Raw genomic sequence first — 18,697 nt, 5'->3', positions numbered from 1 at the left:
GGCGTTTGTGATGCTCGCGGCGCCAATCTTCGCCATCCTGGTCTTCACCTCGCTGGGGTTCGATCCCGTGCGACGCTGACGAGCGGGTCGATGAGCCACTCAATTAGTTTTCTACGATCGTGGAAGATATCGGCTTCGAGCGTCAGGCCGGGCTCAAATTGCTTTGGCTTGCCGTACATCACCAGGGAGTTTGTCGACATTGCCACGGTCGCCCGGTACATTGGGGTGTCATGGCTATTCGGGGCATCCGGCGCCCGTGCGCTGTCATTGATTGGATTCAGTTCCACCTGCTTCACCGTACCGGCTACCACACCGTATTTCTGATACGGGAATGCATCGATTCGCAATTGCACCTGCTGGCCCACGGCCACCGACGATTTCGCCTGCGAGGGGATCAGCAGCTTCGCCTCAAGCACACTGCCCTCCGGAAGCACGGTGGCCAGTACCGCCCCCGCCTGGACCGACTGCCCCACGGCATAGCCCAATGCCGTCACGGTGCCCGCTGCCGGCGCCGTGACGCGCAGCGTGCTGCGGCCGTCGTGCTCGGCCGCGTCCTGCTCTACCATTGCCAGGCTCTGTTCAGCTTCGGTAACAGCGATCCTTTCACGCGTGCCAAGTGACTCGGCTTCATTCTGCACCTGGAGCAAAGTGCCGCGTGCGCTGCTCAGTTGAATCGTGAGGGAATTGCGCTTCGCCAGCTCGACATTCAGGGCGTTCTTGTACTGCGCCAGCAGAGCGGGCGCTACGAAGTCCTGTTGAGCGAGCTTGTCGTATCGATCGAAAGAGGTCTGCGCACTTTTGACCAGCTCATCCTGGATGGCGATGGCGCCGAGATGTGTCGCCAGCTCGGCCTTGACCAGGCGCTGCTGATCGGCCAGGGCGGCGGCGCGCAGCGTCAGCTGCTGGAGCGTGGCGTCCCGACGCTGGATGATCTGCTCGCGCCGCACGGCGAGCGAGGCGCCAATACGTGCATCGATAGAGCCTGATTCCCCCACCCGCTCGGCAGAGAGGTCGAACAGCACCTGGCCGGCTTTGACCGTATCTCCCTCTTGGACGTGGCACGTCGTGATCCGGCCGAACTGAGGGACGACAACCTTGATGGCGCCGCCCGCGTAGACCAGTTGGCCGGTCACACGCACCTTGCTGCTGTACTCGGCAAAACCGAGCAGCAGCCCGAGTGCCAGCACGACGGCAACGCCGCAGCCTGCAGCAACTTTCATGGGAACCGGGCGCGCAAGCACGATCGCACCGGCTTTGCGCGTGCGGCGGGCCTCGATCACTTCAATTCGTATTGGCGCAACGTTCACTGAGTCTCCAAATGTTACTGACTCAGCAATAGACAATTTGCCTAGAAATAAAGTTCCCGAAAAAATATCATATCGCAGCAAAAAAATTACTCTATTTCAGCATCGAAATTCCAATTTCCGCTTGTGAATTCATGGACTGCCGCGAGGGCAGCGTTTGCCTACATGATGTGCATAAGATGAGATACTCCCAAGGGAGTGGCGGCTGCGTAGCGCAGGCGCGTCGGGAGTGACAGGTACTTCTGTCATCAGCTTAGGCTCGAAGCCGCCCTGGGCTTTCGACACGTCCTTGTCGGCGTCGTGGGAGCCGAAGTCGGGTCATTTCTTCACTACGAAATTTTCAGTGTGCTTGCACTTGGGAAAACGGCTGCATCCTAAGAACTTTGGTTCTATGTTTGGCCGGCCCACAGGCATCCACCGTACCTTTCTTTCGGAGCAGCGCAGGAGCGGTTCCACGCCTTTTTCCGTCATTAATTAAAAATTCTCGTAGAATTTAAACAAAAAAATACCCTATTCAGGCCAACCTAATTAGGGGCGACCACTATTGAGGAGCTGCTCCAATGAACGCTCTTCATGCCAGCCGACTCGGCCGCTACATCACCACCATGGCATTTGACGAGAGAGTACAAGCCTATGTGCCGCCTCCCTTGCCACCGGTTCCGTCAGCGCAGCTCGGGTGTGCGAACGTACCGGGTTGAGCATGCCGACCGTCAACAACGCGATGGCTGGACTGGAAAAATTGCAGGTGATACGCGAGGTCACCGGCAAACGGCGCGGCCGGGTGTATGCCTATGAGGCCTTCCTGCGGATCCTCGACGAGGGGACGGACGTGGCATAAGGCGCGACCAATCCTTAAAACCTTGGAAGACCGCTTCGTGATCGAAGTCCTTCTGGAAGGCATCAACGATCAGCATTCGCGCAAACTGTTCACTGACCGGCGCGGCGGGCGATCAGGGTAGCTGTACCGGCGCCACACCCGAACGCGCCACCCAATCGACCAGCGCATCGAGCACGGCGCGGCCCTTGCCGTTTCCAATCAGCTCGCTGTTGATCATGGCCACCACCACGCATTGCTGCCCGCTTGCATCGCGCACATAGCCGGCCACCGCCACCACATTGCGCAAGGTGCCGGTTTTCAGGCGCGCGCGCTGGGCCGCCGGGCTGTCGCCGAGCCGCTTGCGCAGGGTGCCGTCCACCGCCGCAATCGGCAGGCTGCTCAGAAATTCCGGCGACCAGTTGCTGCGCAGCCCCGCTTGCAGTACGCCGCCCATCTGCATCGCACTGATGCGCTCGATGCGCGAGAGGCCCGATCCGTTTTCCAGCACCAGTCCGGTATCGTCGATGGCGTGCGCGCGCATCCAGTCGCGCACGGTCCGCTCGGCGCGCGCCGCGGTGGTCTCGCCCGGGATGACGGCCAGCGCGCGGCTGCCCACCACCGGATCGGCTTCCAGGCTGCCCAGGGTCAGGAACACGGTGCGCGCCAGGGTGTTGTCGGAACTCTTGTTGTAGTCGCGCACGATGTCGGGCAAGGCGCGCGACACATGCTCGGCCAGCAGGCGCGTGGCCGGCGGGCTGGCCGCTTCGATAGTGTCGCCCGCCAGCACGCCGCCCAGGCGTTTCCAGGTGGCGCGAAACAGGCGGTCAAGGTAATCCTGCCGGTCGAGCACGTTGACCCGGTAAGACTTGGCGCAGAATTTCGGAAAGCTGCCCTTGAGCAGTACTGTGATCTTGCCCAGCCGGTCGCGCTGCACGTCCGGCTGCTTCCAGCCATTGGCCCAGCTGCCGCAGTCGGCGTCGACCAGGGTCATGGCCGAGCTGATCGTCACGCCGTCGAGTGCCGGCCAGGCGACCGCCTCCACCTTGCCGCCAGTCGAGCGCAGGTCGAGTTCGAGCATGTTCTTGTTGACCATCAGCGCGTCGGGAATCACGTTGGTGTAAGCCTCCGGCGATTCGTCGAACTGCGGCGCGCCGATGTCGGGCCGCGCCGGGTTGAACAACTGGCGATCCAGCACCAGGCGCCCATCGATCTTGCGGATGCCCTGGTTGCGCAAGGATTGCAGCATGCGTTCGAGCACGTCGCCGCTGAAGTCGGCATCAGCCCCGCCGCGCAGCACCATGTCGCCGCGCAGCACGTCGCCGCTCATGCTGGCCGCGCTGCGCAGTTCGGTGCGTCCGCGAAACGCCGGTCCCAGCTGGTCGAGCGCGACCATCGTGGTCAGCACTTTCATGGTCGAGGCGGGATTGAGCGGACGCTCGGCCAGGTGCGACAGCAGTGCCGTGTCGCCGCGCAGCACCAGCGCGCTCATGGCATCTTCGGGAATGTTGACATCAAACAGCAACTGGCTGACCGGCGCCGGCAACTGGGCGCTGGCGGCTTGGGTAAAAGCCAGCAGGATGGCGAGGGCAAGCGGGCGCAGCATGGCGATTGTCATGATCAAGCGAAGAACAGGTAAGCGACGAAGATGGCGGCGACGATGCCGGCGAAGTCGGCGATCAGGCCGGCCGAAATCGCATAGCGCGTCTTGCGGATGCCCACCGAACCGAAGTACAGCGCCACGATGTAAAAGGTGGTGTCGGCCGAGCCCTGGAAAATGCAGGCCAGGCGCCCGACGAAGGAATCGACGCCGTAGGTGGTCATGGCATCGATCATCATCGCCTTCGACCCGCTGCCGGAAAGCGGCTTCATCAGCGCGGTCGGCAGCGCCGGCGTGAATTCGGTGCGCATGCCGAGGTTGACGAACACCCACTCCAGCCCGCGCACGACAAAGCCGAGCACACCCGAATTGCGGATCACGCTGATCGCCACCAGCATCCCCACCAAGTAGGGAATGATGGTCAGCGAGGTCTGGATGCCGCCTTTGGCGCCTTCGATGAAGGCTTCGTACACATTGACCTGCTTGCGCATGGCGCCGAGGATGAAGACGATGATGATCGAGAACAGGATCAGGTTGCTCGCCACGCGCGACACCAGTTCGATTTCCGGCTTGGTCAGGTAGGTGGTGAAAAAGAAGACCAGGGAGCAGATGGCGGCCGTCATTCCACCCAGCCAGCCGAGCACGACCCGGTTGAGCAGGTTGATGCGCTGCTTGATCGACACCACGATGATGCCGGTCAAGGTAGCCACGTAGGTGGCGATCATGCAGGGAATGAAGATGTCGGACGGGTCCTTGGCGCCGAGAATGGCGCGCTGGGCCATGATGGCCAGGGGAATGAGCGTGAGTCCGGAAGTGTGCAGCACCAGGAACATGATCTGGGCATTGCTGGCCGTTTCCTTGTCAGGGTTGAGCGTCTGCAAGCTTTCCATGGCCTTCAGGCCGAACGGGGTAGCGGCGTTATCGAGTCCGAGCAGGTTGGCGGAAAAATTCATCACCATGTGGCCGGTGGCCGGGTGGTCTTTCGGTACTTCCGGAAAGATGCGCGAGAAAAACGGCGAAATCACCTTGGCCAGCCAGCCGATGGCGCCGGCTTTTTCGCCGATGTTCATGATGCCGAGCCACAAGGTCATCACGCCGGCCAAGGGCAGGGCAATATCCATCACGCCCATCTTGGCCGACTCGAAGGTGCCGTCGACGATTTTCTTGAAGATCTCGGTATCGCCGAGGAAAATCCACTGCGCCAGCGCCGCCAGGAAGCCGACCAGGAAGAACCCGGACCAGATGTAATTTAATGCCATATCGTATTCGTTTCGCGTTGATGGGCGGATGTTGCAGCGAGAGTATAGGCGCAGGTTACCCCGAATTAAGGAAACCATGCAGCCCGGCTAGGTAAAAAGCCGGCAAGCATCGAGGTGGCCTATCATACGCATCGGACCACGAGGACTTGCCATGACGATTCGCCGCCTTCTTGCCGCCAGCGCGGCCGCCCTGCTGCTCGCCGCCCCCGCCTGTGCGAACGAGAAAGTCCTGCACACCTTCCTGTCCACCAGCGAAACCGGGCTCGACCCGGCGGTGGCGTCCGACATTGCCACCCTGAGCTTGCTGGAAAACCTGTTCGACCCGTTGCTGCGCTACGATTACGATGCCCGTCCGCTGGCCCTGCGCGCCAACGCTGCCGCCGCGCTGCCCGATGTGAGCGCCGATGGGCTGGTGTACACCTTCCGCCTGCGTCCCGGCATGCTGTTCGGCGCCGACCCGGCATTCAAGGGCGAGCGGCGCGAGGTGACGGCGGCCGATTATGTTTACAGCCTCAAGCGCCTGTACGACCCAGCCCTCAAATCGCCCTGGCTATTCCTTTTCGACGGTAAGCTCAAGGGCGACGCCGCGCTCAAGGGCGCATTCAGCCAGGCCACCGAGATTGCCGGCCTGCAGGCGCCCGATCGCCACACCCTGCGCATCACCCTGGCCGCGCCGGACAAGAATTTCCTGTTCTACCTGGCGCTGCCGGCCTCGGGCGCGGTGGCGCCTGAGGTGATCGCCGCTTATCCGGGCCAGGCCGGCAACCATCCGGTCGGCAGCGGCCCGTTCCGCCTGGGCGAGTGGAAGCGCAGCGACAAGATCGTGCTGCTGGCCAACCACGACTGGGGCATCACCCGGCAAGGCCAGCCCCTGCCCCTGCTGGACCGGGTCGAGGTGCGCATCGCCGAGGAATTCCAGGGCCGCATGCTAGGCTTTTTGGGAGGCGAATACGATTACCTGGAGCAAGTGCCGGAATCCTTGACCGACATGGTGATCCGCAACGGCCAGCTCAAGCCGGAGCTGGCGGCACGCGGCATCGCGCTGAACCGTTTCCCGGTGCTGCAAACATATTATATGTGGATGAACATCGAAGACCCGCTGCTGGGCGGCTACGGCAAGGACAAGGTGGCCCTGCGCCGGGCGATTGCGCTCAGCTATGACAGCGCGGAAGATATCGGCTTGCTCAAGAAAGGTTTCGCCCTGCGCGCAGAGTCGCCGCTGCCGCCGAACGTGCTCGGCTACGACCCCGCCTACCGCACCCCGGTGCCGTACAACAAGGCGCTGGCGCAAGCGCTGCTCGAGCGTTTCGGCTACCGCCAGCGCGACCCGGACGGGTTCCGGCGCGCGCCGGACGGCAAGCCGCTGACCCTGACCATGCACAGCGAGGCGACCGTGGGCGGGCGCCTGCGCGACGAGCTGTGGCGCAAGAACCTGAATGCCATCGGCTTGCGCGTGGTATTTCGGACCGACAAGAAGACCGAGATCATCAAGGCTTCGCGCCTGGGCAAGGTGCAAATGTTCGAGAGCAACTGGATCGCCGATTTCCCGGACGGCGATAATTTTTACCAGTTGCTGTACGGCCCCAACCGTGGCCGCGCCAACTATGCGCGCTTCAACTTGCCGGCTTATAACGAACGCTACGAGCAGGCGCGCCAGCTGGGCGACTCGCCCGCGCGCCAGAAACTGTATGGCGAAATGAATCAGTTGATTCACGCCTACAACCCATGGGTGCCGCTGACCCACCCGCTGTCGGCCGACCTGCAGCATCCGTGGCTAAAAAACTACAAACGTCATCCGGTTGAATTGACCACGTGGCGCTACCTCGATATCGATCCTGAACAGCGCGAGCGCGCCGGTAAAATGGCACCTTAATCCAGGATACATACCGCCGCCAGCCATGCCCTGAAGTTATAGTTGCCTCAGGAGTTCATTAGCTGGCTTGCCAAGTTACGCGTACGCTCGTTCGATTGATAAGGTCTTGCCAAGAAAAACCAAGGAGAAACCGTGGAGTTAAAGACGCTGGCGCAACTGATTGCCCTGATGTGCGTGACCGGCCAAGCCGTGGCGCAGGCGCCCGGGGAGCCGATGGCGCGCGTGGAAATCACCGGCAGCAGCATCAAGCGCATCGCCAAGGAGGGCGCCCTGCCGGTGGAAGTGATTTCGCGCAAGCAGATCGAAGCCCAGGGCATCGTCAATGCCGAGCAACTGATCGCTACCTTGAACATCAACGGCAACGGGTCGGATAATCTCGCCAGCAATGCCGACGTCACGTCGGGCTCGCAGCGCGGCAACAATGGCGCTTCCTCGGCCAACCTGCGCGGCCAGGGCGCCGACAGCACCCTGGTGCTGCTCAACGGGCGGAGGGTGGCGACCCACGGCATGAAAGGATCGGCGGTCGACCTCAATTCGATTCCCTTCGCGGCGGTCGAGCGGGTTGAAGTGCTGAAAGATGGCGCCTCGGCCATTTACGGCACCGACGCCATCGGCGGCGTGATCAACTTTATCCTCAAGAAAAACTACAAGGGCCTGGAAGCGCAGGCATTTACCGATGTCACCGAAGCGGGCGGCGGCAACATCGCCCGTTACCAGGTCACGGGCGGTGTCGGCGACCTGCAGGAACAGGGCTTCAACGTGTTGTTCGCCCTCTCCACGGGCGAAAACAAGGCACTGAACGGGAACCAGCGCGATTTTGTGAACACCTTCCAGCCCGACCGTGGCGTCTCGGTCGACACGCGCGGCGCGCCCTTCGCCAATGTGTTCGCTACCAGCCTGGGCAACACGATCTTCAGCCGCGGCAGCAATACCGGACCGGTGCGGCGCGGCACCACGCAAGCGTATTCCGGGGTCAGCCTGCTGGACTTGCCGGGCGGCGCCGGCTGTAGTTCCGTCGATGGCATGGGTGCCTACGACGAGAAACTGTGGGATACGCCCTCGGGCGGCCTCGGTTGCGCCTGGGATACCGGGCGCGCGGCCGTGCTCCAGCAGCCCGTAAAAAACAGCAACTTCGTCACGCGCGCCACCATGCGCCTTGGCGGACACGAATTTTTCGCCGAGCTGGTGGGCGCCAAGACCGAAGTCGCCAAGCGCTTCTCGCCCAACCAGGTCTCGCCGGGCGCGGCCACCTTCCCGGCCAGCTCCTTCTATCCGAGCACGGGCGCGGCGTATAACGAGGTGTTCAATGCGCTGGTGGCCGAATTTCCATCGATCGAGGCCAACCGTGGCTTGCCGATCGCCTACCGCTGGCGCTGCATGGATTGCGGCGACCGCGACATCGCCACGGTGAGCAAAGCCGGCCGCCTGCAACTGGGCGCCGACGGCCAGCTCGGAAAATATGACTACAAGGTCGGCCTGACGCGCGCCACCAGCGAATCCGAATCGACCCTGGGCAATGGCTATAACTACACCGCCCCGCTGGCGGCCGCGCTCGGCACTGGCCTGATCAACCCCTTCCTGAAAGCGGGCGAGAAGCAGTCGCAGCAGGCGCTCGACCTGATCCGCAGCACCTCGGCTGCCGGCGTGGTGCTGTACGGCGGCAAGACCACCCTGACGGCTTTCGATGCCTCCTTGTCGGGCGAGGTGCTTGCCCTGCCGGCCGGCCCCATCATGGCCGCCGTGGGCACCGATATCCGCAAGGAAGCATACAAATTCAATGGCGACCTGCGCAAGCTCGCCGAGCGGCGCGCCATCCTCAACGCCCCTTTCGACGACGTCAATGTCCTGCCGCAAGTGAGCCGCGACATCCGCGCCTTCTACGCCGAGGTGCTGGTGCCGGTCACCAAGGAACTGGACGTGACGGTGGCGGCGCGCCAGGATCATTATTCGGGCTTCGGCAACACGCTCAACCCCAAGGTCTCGTTCCGTTACCAGCCGACCACGCAATGGCTGTTTCGCGGTTCCTATAACGAAGGTTTCCGCGCACCCTCGTTCAACCAGTTATTCAACGGCATCACCGAATCGACCTACGCCGGCAAGGACCTGGCTGATCCCGGCAAGTGCGCCAGCGGCAAGGTCGACACCACCAAGCCCGGCTGCGAATCGATCACGCCGATCGTCTTCACCGGCGGCAAGCCCAAGCTGGGGCCGGAAACCTCGAAACAGGGGACGGTCGGGATGGTGTTCGAGCCCTCCGCGCAGTTCTCGGCAAACATGGATATCTGGGAAGTGCGGCGCTTCGACACTATCAAGGAAGTCGAGCTGCCGATGATGCTGGCCAACTACGAACTGTTCAAGGAACAATTCCGGCGCGATGCCGACGGTAAGCTGGCCGTGATCGACCGGCGCTGGCTTAACACAGGCGCGGCGATTACGCGCGGCATCGAAATCGGCGCCCGTACCAATGGTAAGCTGTGGGCGGGCAACTGGGCGGCCGGGATCGATGGTTCCTACCTGCTCAAGAAAAAGAGCAAGCCCCTGGAAAGCGCGCCCTACAGCAAGGATGAAGTCGGCGTGTTCAGTTTCACGGGCGACCTGGGCCTGAAGTGGAAGCACACCGCCTACGTCACCTTCGCCAGGGGCGACTGGAGCGCCATGTTCCAGAACGTGTATCGCAGCGGCTACACCGACCAGGTGCTGCCGGGTGTGGCCAGCGGGCGCATCGTGCCGTCCAACTACAACGCCAAGGTCGACCCGTATTCCATCTTTCATGCCAGCCTGAGCTACACTGGCGTGAAAAACCTGAGCCTCACGGCCGGGATCAAGAACCTGTTCGACAAGGACCCGCCATTTGCGATCACCTACGACGGCAACACCGGGGCCGGCAGTTCATGGGAACCGCGCGTGGCCGATCCGCGCGGGCGTTCGCTGACCCTGATGGCCAATTACAAGTTCCTTTGATTGAGCAGGCGGGCGGCCCGGCAGCGGGTCGCTTTCTCGAAAGCAGCCATGTCCAGTAGCGACAAGATCAGCCGGCGCGCCTTCGCCACCCTGGCGGCGGCCGTCATGCTGCCAGCCGGAGCCCACCATGCGCCACGCCCCATGCCACGCACCCTGATCAAACCGCCGCGCCTGCGCGCCGGCGACGTGGTCGGCCTGATCGCCCCCGGCGGGCGCACCAGCGACGAGGGCATTGCCTATGCCGTGGCGCGCATCGAAGCGCTCGGCTTCCAGGCGCGGCTGGGGGCCAATCTGCGCGCCGTGCATGGCGGCTATGCGGGCGCCGTGCAGCAGCGGGTCGACGACTTGCACAGCATGTTCGCCGACCCCGAGGTCAGGGCGATCTGGTGCATCCGGGGCGGCTCGGGCTGCATCTCCCTGCTGGCCCACCTCGACTACGCGCTGATCCGTGCCAATCCCACCATCCTGCTGGGCTACTCCGACATCAGCGCGCTACAGCTGGCCATCTTGAAGCAGGCGCGGCTGGTGACCTTCCACGGCCCGGTGGCCTCGTCGGGCGTGTCCGATTATTCGACCGAGCACATGCTGGCGGTGCTGATGCACCCGCAGGAAAGCTACACCATTCCAATGGCGCTGGAAAACAGCCGGCGCGCCCTGCTGGAACCGCATTTCGCCTTGCGCACGGTGACCAGCGGGCAAGCCACCGGCCCGCTCATCGGCGGCAACCTGAGCCTGGTCAGTGCGCTGGCGGGCACGCCCTATGCGGCGGACTTCCGCAAAGCGATCCTGTTCCTGGAAGAGGTGAATGAAGCGCCCTACCGGATCGACCGCGCTCTGACCCAGCTGGACCTGGCCGTGGGGCTGGGCAATGCGGCGGCGCTGATGATCGGCATCTGCGAGCATTGCGTGCCGGACGATGAAGAGCCCTCGCTCACCCTGGACGAGACCCTGGATCTGCACCTGAAACCGCTGGTGGTGCCGGCGGTGAGCGGCTATTCGTTCGGCCACATCCGCCACCAGTTCACCCTGCCGCTCGGCGTGATGGCCCGGCTCGACACGGCGCGCCAGACGCTGACCCTGCTGGAAAGCGCGGTATCTTGATGCGCTGAGCGGCCGCTCAGTGCGACACGATCTGCGACAGCACCGAAAACGCCGGCCCGGTCTGCGGCTGTTCCAGCAATACGGTCAGCTCGGAAAACGTGCACATCATGGTGACGACGTTGATCTTGTTCCACGCCAATTTTTTCAGCACCCCATGATAGATGCCGGGTGTTTTCAGGGCGTCGGGATTGAGGCGCAGGGTCAGCGCGGTCAGGTTTTCCACCCGAGCAATATGGCGCTCGCTGGCGAAGGCCGATTCCACCAGGTGGATCAGGGGCCGGCTGCACACCACCAGCATTTCGTGCACCCCGCGCGTGACGGAGACGAAACTGCCCGGGTGGCGCTCGGCCAGGTGCAGCAGTTCGCGCTGGCATTCGTTGCTGTTATCCGACAGCCGGTAAGTCACCAGGGTCAGTTCGGTGCGCGTGGTCAGTTCGCTGGTGCGCGGCGAGAGCACGATCGGCGGCGAGGGCGCCGCCTGCGGCAGCCGCTCGGACAGCCGGCGCAGCGCCATCACCACCGCCGCCTGCCCCACCGGCTTCCATAGATCCGATTCGAGCTGGGGCCGCAACTGGCGCGCCAGCTCGGACAGATTGATCAGCCCGAGCGATATCCCTTCCGTCAGGAACGCCGATTCCGACACTATTTGCTCTACTTTGGTCGCGATCGAAAGCATCTCTCTCCGGTCCTCACATAGGGTAGCCGCCGCCCATCCAGCCGCGCGACGTACTCGGGACCAAGCCCTGTCGGCGGTGCGTGTTGGCCGCTTTGTTACCGTGAATGGGTTCTCTTGGACTTTCCTACTGGGCACTACTGCCTGCCATTTCCTGCTGCGCGTGCGCCATCGGTAAATTGTTCAGGTCGATTGAGGTCCCTGGAGATCGGGCTTGGGCAACAGCACCGGGGGAGGAGACAAACATGCCCATGCGAAGGTGAAAGGTGACGTCATGATTTTCCCGTTAACTGATTGCGCTTTATCCGGAGTGTGCCCCGTGCGCTTTAATCCATGTCCCCTGAGAGTTTTTCCCGGCAACTGAGAACGAGTGTAGACCGCATCTCCAGTAAAACGCAATCGAATTGAAGCTGTTGACAGTGCGAATTGTTACATTTCCGCACCTCTTAGAGTACGCCGTCTAATTCGCTCGGATGTGGGAAAAATGCCTCAGATTGATCTAAGTCAACAAAACATTCTTTAGACAATTGCACGGAGTACCGTTCAGTTTCTGGGAAAGAATGTCTAAAACTGAACATTTGGTGTGCATACGACCAAATCACCCATTTTTTTGACTTGGATTAAGAAACAGGAATAGTGTGGATTCTCTCGCGTTCACCGGACCAACTTATCGGCGCGCTCGGGTGGCCGCCACAGCACACGTGGCCAGCAGTTATCTCATTCAATCACTGAACTACCAATGGAGAAATAATGAACTTCCGCAAAACATTGCTTGCTGCGTCGATTGCTGCACTTCCTTTGATGATGGTTGGCCAGGCGCTCGCCAGCGCTCCGATCATGGCCGGGCCGACTGCGCTGCAGTCGCCGCAACAGGGCCAGGCCCTGATCGCCAAGCTGGCCGCCACCCGCGCCACCCACGGCCTTGATGCTGACCACGGTTTCTCCATTACCGCGCAGCACCCTGGCGTGATCGGCACCCGCATCACCCGCGCCGCCCACACCTACAAAGGCGTGCGCGTATTCCAGTCGGAATCGGTGGTGGTGACCAACGATGCCGGCGAGATTGTCAGCGAATCGATTTCCGACCGCCGTTCGGGCCTGGGCCAGGGTAGCGGCAACGCCAGCCTGCGCGCGCGCACCGCCGGTTTCACCGTGGTGCCGCAGATCCAGAACGCCGCCGCGATCGACCTGGTCATCAAGAAAGTGTCGCCCAACGGCGTGCACCAGACTCCGCCGAGCGCCGAACTGATCATCTACCCGATCGTCACCACCAAGCGCGCTCCGGGCGCCCTGAACAAGTCCGAAGCCCAGCTCAATGCCACCGACCTGGTCGAGGAAGTGAGCGACTACGCGCTGGCCTACCTGGTCAAGACGCGCATGCTTGAAGGCAGCAAGCCGGTGTTCTATGACACCGTCATCAGCGCCGCCGACGGCAGCGTGATCAAGCAATGGCGCGCGCTGCAGAGCGTGGCCGGCACCGGCAAGAGCCAGTACAACGGCACCATTCCGCTGAACACGACCCTGTCGGGCACCACGTACTCGATGAAGGATCCATCGCGCGGCACCGGCGGCACCTACGGCATGATGGCCATCACCAACGCCAACCACGGCACCAGCGCCGGCTCGGTCTACACCAACACCACCAACGACTGGGGCGACGGCCTGCAGTACAACGGCGGCAGCACCACCAACGCCAACGGCCAGACCGCGGCCGTGAACGCGATGTGGGGCTTGATGAATACCTACGACACGCTCAAGAACGTGCTCGGATGGCAATCCCTGGACGGCAACAATACCGCGACCTACATCGCCGCCCACGTCAACACCAACTATGACAACGCTTACTACAGCGACGGTTGCAAGTGCATGTTCATCGGCGACGGCGGCAGCGGCTTCTACAGCCTGGGCGCGATCGACGTGATCGGCCACGAAATGGGCCACGGCGTGACCAACGCCACCTCCGACCTGACCTACAGCGGCGAATCGGGCGGCTTGAACGAGTCGAACTCGGACATCACCGGTGAAATGGTGGAAGCCTATGCCCGCGCTGGCGGCACCGGCACCGTCATTCCAAACACCGGCAACGACTGGGCGACCGGCAAGGAAATCGCCAAATCGGGCAACCCGCTGCGCTATCTGTACAAGCCTAGCCTGGACGGTTCGAGCCCGAACGCCTGGACCAGCTCGATCGGCAACCTCGACGTCCACTACAGCAGCGGCCCGAACAACCGCATGTTCTACTTCCTGTCGCAAGGCTCGAACGCGTCCTCGTCGTCGAACTACTACAGCCAGTATCTGGTCAAGAGCCCGGCAGCGATGACCGGTATCGGCAGCGACAAGGCGTTCCGCATCTGGTTCAAGGCCAACACCACCAAGTTCACCGCCTCGACCAACTACGCCGATGCGCGCGCCAAGGTGATCGCCTCGGCCGCGGAACTGTATGGCGCGAACAGCAAGGAAGTCATTGCCGTGACCCGTGCTTACGCGGCGATCAACGTCGGTGCCGACGTCGACGAAACCCCGCCACCGGGCGGCGGCGTCTCGATCAGCTCGCAGCCTTCGAGCGTCACCGTGGCGGCCGGCTCGACCGCGACGTTCTCGGTCACCGCCACCGGCGGCACCGCGCCGTACAAGTACCAGTGGATGCGTAACGGCGCCAACATTGCCGGCGCCACCTCGGCCACCTACAGCCTGACCGCGCAAACCGCCGACAGTGGCGCCGTGTTCACGGTCAAGGTGACTGATTCGGCCACCAGCCCGACCACCGCCACCAGCTCCGGCGCCACCCTGACGGTGGGCGGCGGCGGCGGCGGCACCACCGAGCGCATCGTCAACGGCGGCTTCGAGTCCAGCACCACCGGCTGGGGCGGCACCACCGGCGCCATCGGTAGCTTCAGCGGCCAGTCGGCCTATGAAGGCGCACGCTTCGCATGGCTGGGCGGCAATGGCACCACCGCGACCGAAACCCTGACCCAATCGGTCGCGATTCCGGCCGCCGCCACCTCGGCCTCGCTCAGCTTCGCGCTGCACATCGATACCGCGGAAACCGAAAACGTGGCCTACGACAAGCTGGTTGTCACGGTCAAGAATTCGGCCGGCACCGTGCTCGGCACCCTGGCAACCTACACCAACCTGAACAAGGCTTCCGGTTACCAGATCCGTACCTTCAACCTGCTGCCGTACAAAGGCCAGACCGTGACCCTGTCCTTCGCCATGCGTGAAGACTCGTCCTTGCAAACTTCCTTCGTCGTCGACAAGGTGAGCCTGCTTACCCAATAAACCGGGTGACCCCACAAGAGGATGGCTGGCTGTCCGTCCTCTTTTTTCAGCTCCGGCTTCGGCCGGGGCTATTTTTCTTTTAAGGAGCCGAGATGTCACCTGGATAACCAGGCCGAATGCGAAGCAAGGAGTCAATCAGTAAAAAGGGTCAACCATGCAGTTTCAACTCCAGGTCCAGGCCGCTGCCACAGCAGGCAGCCGCCAGCATATCGCCATCGATGCCCCCAGCGAAGCCGATGCCATCCGCATCGCCGCGCGCAAGGGCTGGCGCGTCCTCGCGATCGAGCGCCCGCAGGCGCCGGCCGAACCGCGCCGCAAGCACGCTTTTCCCCTGATGCAGTTCAGCCAGGAACTCTTGGCGCTGCTCGAAGCGGGGCTCAACCTCACCGAAGCCATCGCCACCTTGCACAACAAGGAAACCCAGCCCGGCACGCGCGCCACCATCGGCGCCATCTTGCAAACCCTACAACAGGGCAAGAGCTTGTCGGATACCTTGAACGACTTTCCCGCCATCTTCCCCGAAATCTACGTCGCTACAGTCCACGCGGCCGAGCGCTCCGGCAACCTGCCCGAAGCCCTCGGCCGTTTTGTCGCCTACCAGCTGCAGTTCGAGGCGATCCGCAAGAAGCTGGTGTCGGCCGCCATCTATCCGGTCATGCTGCTGGTGGTCGGCAGCCTGGTCACCCTGTTCCTGCTCGGCTACGTGGTGCCCAAGTTCAGCGTGGTGTACGAAAGCTCGGGGCGCGACATCCCCTGGGCCTCGAAAATGATGCTCGGCTTCGGCCAGCTCATGTCGGCCCATCCTTTCCTGCTTCTCGGCGCCCTGGGCGCGCTGGTGGGCGGCTTGGTGTTCGCCCTCAGCAACGCCGCGATCCGCCAGCGCCTCATCCTCGCGCTGCTGCGCCTGCCGGTGCTGTCTTCGCGCGCGGCCGAATTCCGGCTGGCGCGCTTTTACCGGGCGCTGAGCCTGCTGCTGCATGCGGGTATTCCCTTGTCGAAAGGGCTGGCGATGGTGTCCGCCATGCTGCTCCCGGGCCAGCAGCAGCAGCTCGATGCGGCGCGCCGCGCGGTGCAGGAAGGCTTGCCGTTTTCCAGCGCGCTGGAACAGAACCAGCTGGCCACGCCGGTGGCGCAGTCGCTCCTGAAAGTGGGCGAAAACACGGGCCGCCTGGGCGACATGCTGGAACGCTCGGCGCGCTTTCACGATGAAGAATTCGCGCGCTGGGTCGACTGGACCTCGCGCCTGCTCGAACCCTTGCTGATGACCTTCATCGGCGTGGTCATTGGCGGCGTGGTGGTGCTGATGTACATGCCCATCTTTGAACTTGCCGGGAGCCTGTCATGAACGCCCCTGATTTTCCCCACAAGCCGGCGCTGGGCGCGCCGCTCACGGCCGCGCTGGTGCAGCAGGCGCGCCTGGCCGCGCTGGCCCAGGGCCGGCCGCTGCTCGTCGTGCTCGAAGAGACGACCGGGCTTGAACCGGAAGTGTTCATCGCCCAACTGGCCGCGCTGTTTTCCTATCCGCTGTGGACCATCGTCGCGCTGCAGGCAGGCATGCCGGCCTTCGGCTTGATGCCCTACACCGACTGCGCCCAGCGCGAGTGCGTGCTGATGGAGGGCCCCGCCGGCGTCCCCGTGCTGGTGCTGGGCGACCCCTTCGCCGACGACACCCTGCAGTGGGCCGATTGCGCCCTGCACGGCGGATTTTCCGTGGCGCTGACGCATCCGGACGAACTGAGTGCCTATCTGGCGCAGCAGGAGAACGTGCAGCAAGCCATGGCCGGCATGGCCGGCGACGCCGACCAGGTCGAGAGCCTTGACCAGAGCATCGAAGATATCTCGCTGGTGCGCATCAGCGAAGACAGCAGCCCGGTGGTCAAGCTGGTCAACTCCACCATCTACGATGCGCTCAAGTTCCAGGCCAGCGACATCCACCTCGAATGCGATGGCGACAAGCTGATTATCAAATACCGGGTCGACGGGGTGCTGGTGCAGGCAGGCCAGGTGCAGGGCTTGCAGATGGCCGAGCAGATCATCTCGCGCATCAAGGTCATGGCCGACCTGGACATCGCCGAGCGCCGCATTCCGCAGGATGGCCGCTTCAAGGTGCGCGTGAAGGGCGCCGAGATCGATTTCCGCGTCTCGATCATGCCGAATATCTTCGGCGAGGATGCGGTGCTGCGCCTGCTGGACCGGCGCGCCCTGACCGAGGCGGCCCAGTCGCTGCGCCTGGAAAGCCTGGGCCTGAACGCCGACGCGATTGTGCTGATCCGGCGCCTGGCGGCCAAGCCGCACGGCATGCTGCTGGTGACCGGGCCGACCGGCTCGGGCAAGACCACCACCCTGTACGCGGCCATCACCGAGATCAACACGGGGCGCGACAAGATCGTCACCATCGAAGACCCGGTCGAATACCGGCTGCCGCGCGTGCTGCAAATCCCCGTCAACGAAAAGAAGGGATTGACCTTCGCGCGCGGCCTGCGCTCGATTTTGCGGCACGACCCGGACAAGATCATGATCGGCGAAATCCGCGACGACGAAACCGCGCAGATCGCCGTGCAGGCCGCGCTCACCGGCCACCTGGTATTTACCACCCTGCACGCGAATAACGTGTTCGACGTGGTCGGGCGCTTCCTGCACATGGGCGTGGACGCCTACAGCTTCGCCGCGGCCCTGAACGGCATCGTGGCGCAGCGCCTGCTGCGTCTCAATTGCGAACACTGCGCGGTGGAAGTGCCGCCCGACCCGGACGAATTGCGCGACAGCGGGTTGACGAGCGCCCAGGTGGCCGGCTGGCGCTTCAAGGCCGGTGCGGGCTGCGGCCATTGCCGCGGCACCGGCTACAAGGGCCGCAAGGCGGTGGCCGAAGTGCTGATGCTCAACGACGCCATGCGCGAAATGATCACCACGCGCGCGCCGGTCAGCCGCATGAAGGAAGAAGCCGCGCGCGCCGGCATCCGCCTGGTGCGCGAAGCGGCGCTGGACCTGGTGCGCCAGGGTGAAACTACATTGATGGAGCTAAACCGTGTCACTTACTGAACTCTTCTCCAGCCGCACCGTGTGCGTATCCCTGGCGCCCGACCTGCTCACCGCCGTGGTTCGCAGCGGCAAGCGCATCGTCGCCCACAGCGAAGTACGGATTCCCCTCGACCGGACCGACGGCAAATGGGATGGCGCGCTGGCCGCTTTCGGCGCCTACCTGCGCACCGCCGGGGTAACCCTGAAAGGCGTGCCGGTGTCGGTGGCCTTGACCACGCGCTGGTGCCAGCTGGCCATGATCCCCTGGAGCGACGCGCTGCTGCACCAGGGCTCCGCCGAGCGCTTCCAGCAAGCCCAGTTCATCGGCATCTACGGCGACGCCGCGCGCACCTGGGCTATCGTGTGCGACGACGCGCCTTACGGCCAGCCGCGCCTGGCCTGCGCCATCGAGCGCGACTTCCTGCAAGGCTTGCAGGACGTGGCGCGCGAATGCGGCCATCCGTGCATGGCGATCGAATCGGTGCTGTCGATCACCTGGCGCGCGATCGCATCGAACCACCCGCAAGCGTTCGCGCTGGTCGAACCGGGCCGCCTGGTGCTGGCCGCCGCCGCCAATGGCCGCATCCACGCGGTGCAGGCGCAAGCCCTGCGCGGCCCGTGGGAAAGCGAACTGCCGCAAGCCTGGCAGCGCTGGACCCTGCGCGCGCCGGAACTGGGCGAAATCGCCCAGGTGGCGCTGGTCAGCCTCGACGAACGCCCGGCGCTGCACGCGCTGCCCGATTACTTCGACATGGTCAAGCTGCCGGCGGCGCCGGCGCCCGGCTATGCCGCCGTGGCGATGATGAGGTGCTGAG

Annotated in this window: 12 protein-coding genes; 8 read left to right on the top strand and 4 right to left on the bottom strand. The window is 63.5% G+C overall.

Going from position 1 to position 18,697, the window contains the following annotated elements:
- Positions 1-44: 44 nt before the first annotated feature.
- Positions 45-1,307 (bottom strand): HlyD family secretion protein, encoded by a 1,263-nt coding sequence (locus IV454_RS07210; RefSeq protein ID WP_206090910.1) that lies wholly within the window; start codon positions 1,305-1,307, stop codon positions 45-47.
- A gap of 697 nt (positions 1,308-2,004) precedes the next feature.
- Here IV454_RS07210 and IV454_RS07205 point away from each other — a divergent pair.
- Positions 2,005-2,142 (top strand): hypothetical protein, encoded by a 138-nt coding sequence (locus tag IV454_RS07205; protein ID WP_206090909.1) that lies wholly within the window; start codon positions 2,005-2,007, stop codon positions 2,140-2,142.
- Between the two features lie 112 nt (positions 2,143-2,254).
- Here the strand turns inward: IV454_RS07205 and dacB are convergent, their stop codons facing one another.
- Complete coding sequence (gene dacB, locus IV454_RS07200; RefSeq protein WP_206090908.1) at positions 2,255-3,724, bottom strand: D-alanyl-D-alanine carboxypeptidase/D-alanyl-D-alanine endopeptidase; 1,470 nt, start codon at positions 3,722-3,724, stop codon at positions 2,255-2,257.
- A 14-nt stretch (positions 3,725-3,738) separates the two neighbouring features.
- Positions 3,739-4,977 carry a spore maturation protein gene (locus IV454_RS07195; protein WP_206090907.1) on the bottom strand — a complete coding sequence of 413 codons (1,239 nt, stop codon included), beginning with the start codon at positions 4,975-4,977 and terminating at the stop codon, positions 3,739-3,741.
- 151 nt (positions 4,978-5,128) lie between these two features.
- On the opposite strand from IV454_RS07195, the gene IV454_RS07190 reads away from it, so the two are divergent.
- The 3 genes from IV454_RS07190 (at position 5,129) to IV454_RS07180 (ending at position 10,912) form a co-directional block, all read left to right on the top strand.
- Positions 5,129-6,850: an ABC transporter substrate-binding protein gene (locus tag IV454_RS07190; protein ID WP_206090906.1), complete on the top strand. Its 1,722-nt coding sequence runs from the start codon at positions 5,129-5,131 to the stop codon at positions 6,848-6,850.
- 132 nt (positions 6,851-6,982) lie between these two features.
- Positions 6,983-9,811, top strand: a complete 2,829-nt coding sequence (locus IV454_RS07185; RefSeq protein ID WP_206090905.1) for a TonB-dependent receptor domain-containing protein — start codon at positions 6,983-6,985, stop codon at positions 9,809-9,811.
- Positions 9,812-9,859: 48 nt separating this feature from the next.
- Positions 9,860-10,912 carry a S66 peptidase family protein gene (locus IV454_RS07180; RefSeq protein WP_206090904.1) on the top strand — a complete coding sequence of 351 codons (1,053 nt, stop codon included), beginning with the start codon at positions 9,860-9,862 and terminating at the stop codon, positions 10,910-10,912.
- 16 nt (positions 10,913-10,928) lie between these two features.
- Here the strand turns inward: IV454_RS07180 and IV454_RS07175 are convergent, their stop codons facing one another.
- Positions 10,929-11,588, bottom strand: coding sequence for a hypothetical protein (locus tag IV454_RS07175; RefSeq protein ID WP_206090903.1), 660 nt, complete (start codon positions 11,586-11,588; stop codon positions 10,929-10,931).
- 747 nt (positions 11,589-12,335) lie between these two features.
- On the opposite strand from IV454_RS07175, the gene IV454_RS07170 reads away from it, so the two are divergent.
- The 4 genes from IV454_RS07170 to IV454_RS07155 all read left to right on the top strand — a co-directional run bounded on the left by IV454_RS07170 (position 12,336) and on the right by IV454_RS07155 (position 18,696).
- Positions 12,336-14,864: a M4 family metallopeptidase gene (locus IV454_RS07170; protein WP_206090902.1), complete on the top strand. Its 2,529-nt coding sequence runs from the start codon at positions 12,336-12,338 to the stop codon at positions 14,862-14,864.
- A 154-nt stretch (positions 14,865-15,018) separates the two neighbouring features.
- Positions 15,019-16,209 carry a type II secretion system F family protein gene (locus tag IV454_RS07165; RefSeq protein ID WP_206090901.1) on the top strand — a complete coding sequence of 397 codons (1,191 nt, stop codon included), beginning with the start codon at positions 15,019-15,021 and terminating at the stop codon, positions 16,207-16,209.
- Positions 16,206-17,903, top strand: a complete 1,698-nt coding sequence (locus tag IV454_RS07160; RefSeq protein WP_206090900.1) for a GspE/PulE family protein — start codon at positions 16,206-16,208, stop codon at positions 17,901-17,903. Before IV454_RS07165 ends, IV454_RS07160 begins: the two co-directional genes overlap by 4 nt.
- Positions 17,890-18,696, top strand: a complete 807-nt coding sequence (locus IV454_RS07155; protein ID WP_206090899.1) for a hypothetical protein — start codon at positions 17,890-17,892, stop codon at positions 18,694-18,696. The genes IV454_RS07160 and IV454_RS07155 overlap by 14 nt, the downstream gene beginning before the upstream one ends.
- Position 18,697: the final 1 nt, after the last annotated feature.

The organism is Massilia antarctica, assembly GCF_015689335.1.
Taxonomy (GTDB): Bacteria; Pseudomonadota; Gammaproteobacteria; order Burkholderiales; family Burkholderiaceae_D; genus Telluria_A; species Telluria_A antarctica.
This window is presented reverse-complemented; position numbering and strand designations above follow the sequence as displayed.

Bases quoted from the DNA above. Each gene is read 5' to 3' on its own strand.
- IV454_RS07205 (WP_206090909.1), top strand. From the start codon at position 2,005: ATGCCGACCGTCAACAACGCGATGGCTGGACTGGAAAAATTGCAGGTG.
- dacB (WP_206090908.1), bottom strand. From the start codon at position 3,724: ATGCTGCGCCCGCTTGCCCTCGCCATCCTGCTGGCTTTTACCCAAGCC.
- IV454_RS07195 (WP_206090907.1), bottom strand. From the start codon at position 4,977: ATGGCATTAAATTACATCTGGTCCGGGTTCTTCCTGGTCGGCTTCCTG.
- IV454_RS07190 (WP_206090906.1), top strand. From the start codon at position 5,129: ATGACGATTCGCCGCCTTCTTGCCGCCAGCGCGGCCGCCCTGCTGCTC.
- IV454_RS07180 (WP_206090904.1), top strand. From the start codon at position 9,860: ATGTCCAGTAGCGACAAGATCAGCCGGCGCGCCTTCGCCACCCTGGCG.
- IV454_RS07175 (WP_206090903.1), bottom strand. From the start codon at position 11,588: ATGCTTTCGATCGCGACCAAAGTAGAGCAAATAGTGTCGGAATCGGCG.
- IV454_RS07170 (WP_206090902.1), top strand. From the start codon at position 12,336: ATGAACTTCCGCAAAACATTGCTTGCTGCGTCGATTGCTGCACTTCCT.
- IV454_RS07165 (WP_206090901.1), top strand. From the start codon at position 15,019: ATGCAGTTTCAACTCCAGGTCCAGGCCGCTGCCACAGCAGGCAGCCGC.
- IV454_RS07160 (WP_206090900.1), top strand. From the start codon at position 16,206: ATGAACGCCCCTGATTTTCCCCACAAGCCGGCGCTGGGCGCGCCGCTC.